The 4,156-nt window shown below is 72.0% G+C and carries 4 protein-coding genes; all 4 read right to left on the bottom strand.

The window, feature by feature from the left end; all coding sequences use genetic code 11:
- A partial coding sequence (locus A9X04_RS21515) for a Mur ligase family protein (protein ID WP_255396495.1) occupies positions 1–544 on the bottom strand: 544 nt, incomplete at its 3' end.
- Between the two features lies 1 nt (position 545).
- Entirely contained in the window at positions 546–1,625 is a 1,080-nt protein-coding gene (gene mraY / locus A9X04_RS21520; RefSeq protein WP_067924772.1) for a phospho-N-acetylmuramoyl-pentapeptide-transferase, read from the bottom strand.
- Positions 1,622–3,205, bottom strand: coding sequence for a UDP-N-acetylmuramoyl-tripeptide--D-alanyl-D-alanine ligase (gene murF, locus A9X04_RS21525; protein WP_067924775.1), 1,584 nt, complete (start codon positions 3,203–3,205; stop codon positions 1,622–1,624). The genes mraY and murF overlap by 4 nt, the downstream gene beginning before the upstream one ends.
- A partial coding sequence (locus A9X04_RS21530) for a Mur ligase family protein (RefSeq protein ID WP_156764469.1) occupies positions 3,202–4,156 on the bottom strand: 955 nt, incomplete at its 5' end. The genes A9X04_RS21530 and murF, both read right to left, overlap by 4 nt.

Genomic DNA, 4,156 nt, shown 5'->3' on the forward strand with positions numbered 1-4,156 from the left:
GGCGCACCGACGGGGCCCAGTGCAGCTGGAAGCTGGACAGCTCGACGGCCAGCAGATCGGCCGGCGCCTGCAGGACGTCCAGGACCGGATCGCCGATGTTGCCGCACAACACGCTGCGCCGGCCCGCGGCGGTCAGCATGGCGTGCAGCATCGACGTCGTGGTCGTCTTGCCGTTCGTGCCGGTCACCACCAGCCAGCGGCGCGGTGGCCCGTAGTGGCCCGCGGCGTCGAGCCGCCAGGCCAGCTCCACGTCGCCCCAGATGGGCACGCCCGCCGTCGCGGCGGCGGCCAGCAGTGGCGTGTCCGGCGAGAACCCGGGACTGGTGACCACCAGGGCGTACTCGGCAAGGCGCTGCGCGGACGTCGACGTCGCCACCGTCGCCACGCCGCTCTCGGCGTAGCGCCGCAGCGTGGCGGGATCGTCGTCGCACAGGGTCGGCGCGGCGCCGAACCGGGCCAGGGCCGCCAGCACCGCCTTGCCGGTCACGCCGCCGCCGGCCACGAGCACCGGCGCGCCCGGCACCAGGGGCTCGAGCCCGGCCACGTCAGGCACCGATCGCGCCCAGCCACTCACCGTAGAAAAGGGCCACGCCCAGACCGCAGGTGATGGCCGTGAGGAGCCAGAAGCGGATGATCACCGTGGTTTCGGCCCAGCCGGCCAACTCGAAATGGTGGTGGAAGGGCGCCATCCGGAACACCCGGCGCCCGGTGGTCCGGAAGGCCAGGATCTGCAGCACCACGGAGGTGACCTCGGCGACGAACAGCGACCCCAGCACCACGGCGAGGATCTCGGTGCGGCTGGTGACCGACAGGCCCGCGATGATGCCGCCCAGCGCCAGTGATCCGGTGTCGCCCATGAAAATCTTTGCGGGAGCGGCATTCCACCACAGGAAGCCGATGCAGGCGCCCGCGGTGGCGGCCGCGACGAGCGCCAGGTCCAGCGGGTCGCGGACGTTGTAGCAGCCCAGGCCCGGCGCGGTGACGCAGGCGTTGCGGTACTGCCAGAAGGTGATCAACACGTAGGCGGCGGTGACCATCGCCATGCAGCCGGCCGCCAGCCCGTCCAGCCCGTCGGTGAAGTTGACCGCATTGGACCAGGCGCTGACCACCACCACGCAGAACAACACGAACAACCCGGGAGCCAAAGTGACGGTGGCGATCTCGCGCACATAGGACAGGTCCGAGCTGGCCGGCGTCAACCCGCTGCCGTTGCGGAACTGCAGCACGAGCACCCCGAACAGCACCGCGGCACAGATCTGCCCGACGGTCTTGGCCGTCTTGTTCAGCCCGAGGTTGCGCGACCTGCGAACCTTGATCAGGTCGTCGAGGAAGCCGACGCCGCCGAGCACGGTGGCCAAGCCCAGCACCAACAGACCCGACGCGGAAACGCCCTCGCCGTCGAACGCCAGCCCGGCCAGGTGCGTCCCCAGGTATCCCGCCCAGATGCCGGCCAGGATCGCCACCCCGCCCATCGACGGCGTGCCGCGTTTGGCGTGATGGCTGGGCGGACCGTCCTCACGCGTGTGATGGCCGAAGCCCTGCCGGGTGAACAGCCGAATCAGCGCCGGGGTCAACAGGATTGACACGGCGAGCGCGACGGCCACCGCGATGAGGATCTGCCTCACTGGGCCGCTCCCTGGTCACTCCGTCGTGACGACCCGCTTCGCCCGGCTTCGCCGCCCTCGCGATCGTCACAGGCCAGGGCGTCGGCCAGCGCGCCCAGACCGGCGGCGTTGGAGGCCTTGACGAGGACCACGTCGCCGGGCCGGAGTTCGGCCCGCAACAACGCCAGGGCGGCCTCCGCGTCGGGCACGTTGACGGCGCCCCGGTCATCCCCGGCTCCCCACGCGCCCTCCATGACCGCTCCGTGGTGCATGGCGCTCATCGACCTCCCACTTCCCACGACGACAAGTCGAGACACATCTAAGCGCACCGCCAGCCTCCCGACGCGATCGTGCTCGGCCACCGCGTCCTCGCCGAGCTCGGCCATTTCGCCCAGCACCGCCCAACTCCTGCGCTTTTCGGCGCCGGGCTCGCGGCCGTGGGCGATCCAGGCCAGCGCCTGCAGCCCGGCCCGCATCGAGTCGGGGTTGGCGTTGTAGGCGTCATCGATCACCGTTACCCCGTCCGCGCGGGTCGTCACGTGCATCCGGTGCCGCGACACCGGCCCGGCCTGGGCCAGGGCGGCGCCGATCTGCTCGACGGTCGCGCCGCATTGCAGCGCGACGGCGCTCGCGCACAGCGCGTTGGTGACCTGATGGTCGCCGTAGACGCCCAGCTGAACCTCGACCGCGCTGTTCATCGCGTGCAGGGTAAAGCGCGGCCTGGCCAGTTCGTCCAGCGACACTCCGTCCGCCCAGACGTCGCTGGGCCCGGAGTCGGTGTGGCTGAACCGGCTGACGCGTACCACGCGAGCGTCGGTGACGCGGGCCATCGCCGCGACGGCCGGGTCGTCGGCGTTCAGGATCACCACCCCTGACGGCGGAACAGCTTGGGGCAGTTCGGATTTGGTGCGCGCAATGGCTTCCCGCGACCCGAACTCGCCCAGGTGCGCGGTGCCGACGTTGAGGACCACCCCGATCGCCGGCGGGGCGATATCGGCAAGCGCGGCGATGTTGCCGGGATGGCGCGCCGACATCTCGAGGACGAGGTAGTCGGTGTCCCGCGTCGCGCGCAACACCGTCCAGGGATGCCCCAGCTCGTTGTTGAACGATCCGGGCGGGGCCACCACCTCACCCAGCGGCTCGAGCACGGCCTTGACGAGGTCCTTGGTCGAGGTCTTTCCCGACGAGCCGGTGATCCCGACGATGGTCAACCCGCCGGCCACCAGCTCCGCGGCCGCCGCCTTGGCCAGCTTGGCCAGCGCGGCCAGCACCGCCGCACCCGAACCGTCGGAGTCGTGTTCGAGCACACCGGCCAGGCCACCGTCGCGGCGACGGGATTGCGGGGGCACCACGATGGCCGGCACCCCCACCGGCCGGGCGGCCAGCACGGCCACCGCGCCGGCCGCTACCGCCGACTTCGCGTAGTCATGCCCGTCGGCGTGCGCGCCCGGCAGCGCGAGGAACAGCCCGCCGGGGCCGACCGCGCGCGAGTCGAATTCGACGGTGCCGGTGACGCGCAGCGCGGCGGCGGCCTCCGGCGAGATGTCGGCCAGCGTGCCGCCGACGATGTCGGCGATCTGCGCGACCGTCAGGTCGATCATGACCCGGCCCTCAGGGCGTTCAGCGCGTCGGTCAACTCCACCCGGTCGTCGAACGGGCGGGTCTCCGTGGCGCCGCGCTGTCCGGTCTCGTGCCCCTTGCCGGCGATCAGCACCGTGTCCCCGGGTCGCGCCCACCCGGCGGCATGCCGGATGGCCGCACGCCGGTCGCCGATCTCGACGACCTCGGCGGCACCCCCGGCCGCCCCGGCCAGGATCTCGCGGCGGATGGCGGCGGGGTCCTCGCTGCGCGGGTTGTCGTCGGTGACGACCACCAGGTCGGCGAGCTCGGCGGCGATCTCACCCATCGGCCTCCGCTTGCCCGGGTCGCGGTCACCGCCCGCGCCGAAGACCACCGCCAACCGCCCACCGGGGCGCCGCAGGGTGGCCAGTACGGCGCGGAGCGCTTCGGGCTTGTGGGCGTAGTCGACCAGCGCGAGGAAATCCTGGCCACAGTCGATCTCTTCCAGGCGGCCGGGCACCCGGGTCGCCAGCAGCCCCGGCGCCGCCTGTTCCGGCGATACCCCCACCGCGTCCAAAATAGCCAGTGCGACAAGGCAATTGGCGACATTGTAATGGCCCGGCAGCCGAATGCCGACCCGATGGCGCACGCCGGCGGGGTCGATCGCGGTGAACTGCTGTCCCCCGGCGCCCATCGGAAGCACGTCCACGGCGCGCCAGTCCGCGGGCCGGCCGGCGGCGCTGACCGTGATCGCGGCGGCTCCACCCTTCATGGCCCTCACGGCCATGGCGCCCCCGGGGTCGTCGTCGACGCAGACCACGACCCGGCGCGCCCGCAGCGGTGACGCGGGATCGAACAACTTCGCCTTGGCCTCGAAATAGTCGGCCATGGTGGGGTGAAAGTCGAGGTGATCACGCGACAGGTTGGTGAAAGCGCCCACCGCGAATCCGGTGCCGTCTACCCGGCCCAGCGCCAGCGCGTGGCTGGACACC

The organism is Mycobacterium sp. E3247, assembly GCF_001667785.1.
In the GTDB taxonomy this organism is placed as follows: domain Bacteria; phylum Actinomycetota; class Actinomycetes; order Mycobacteriales; family Mycobacteriaceae; genus Mycobacterium.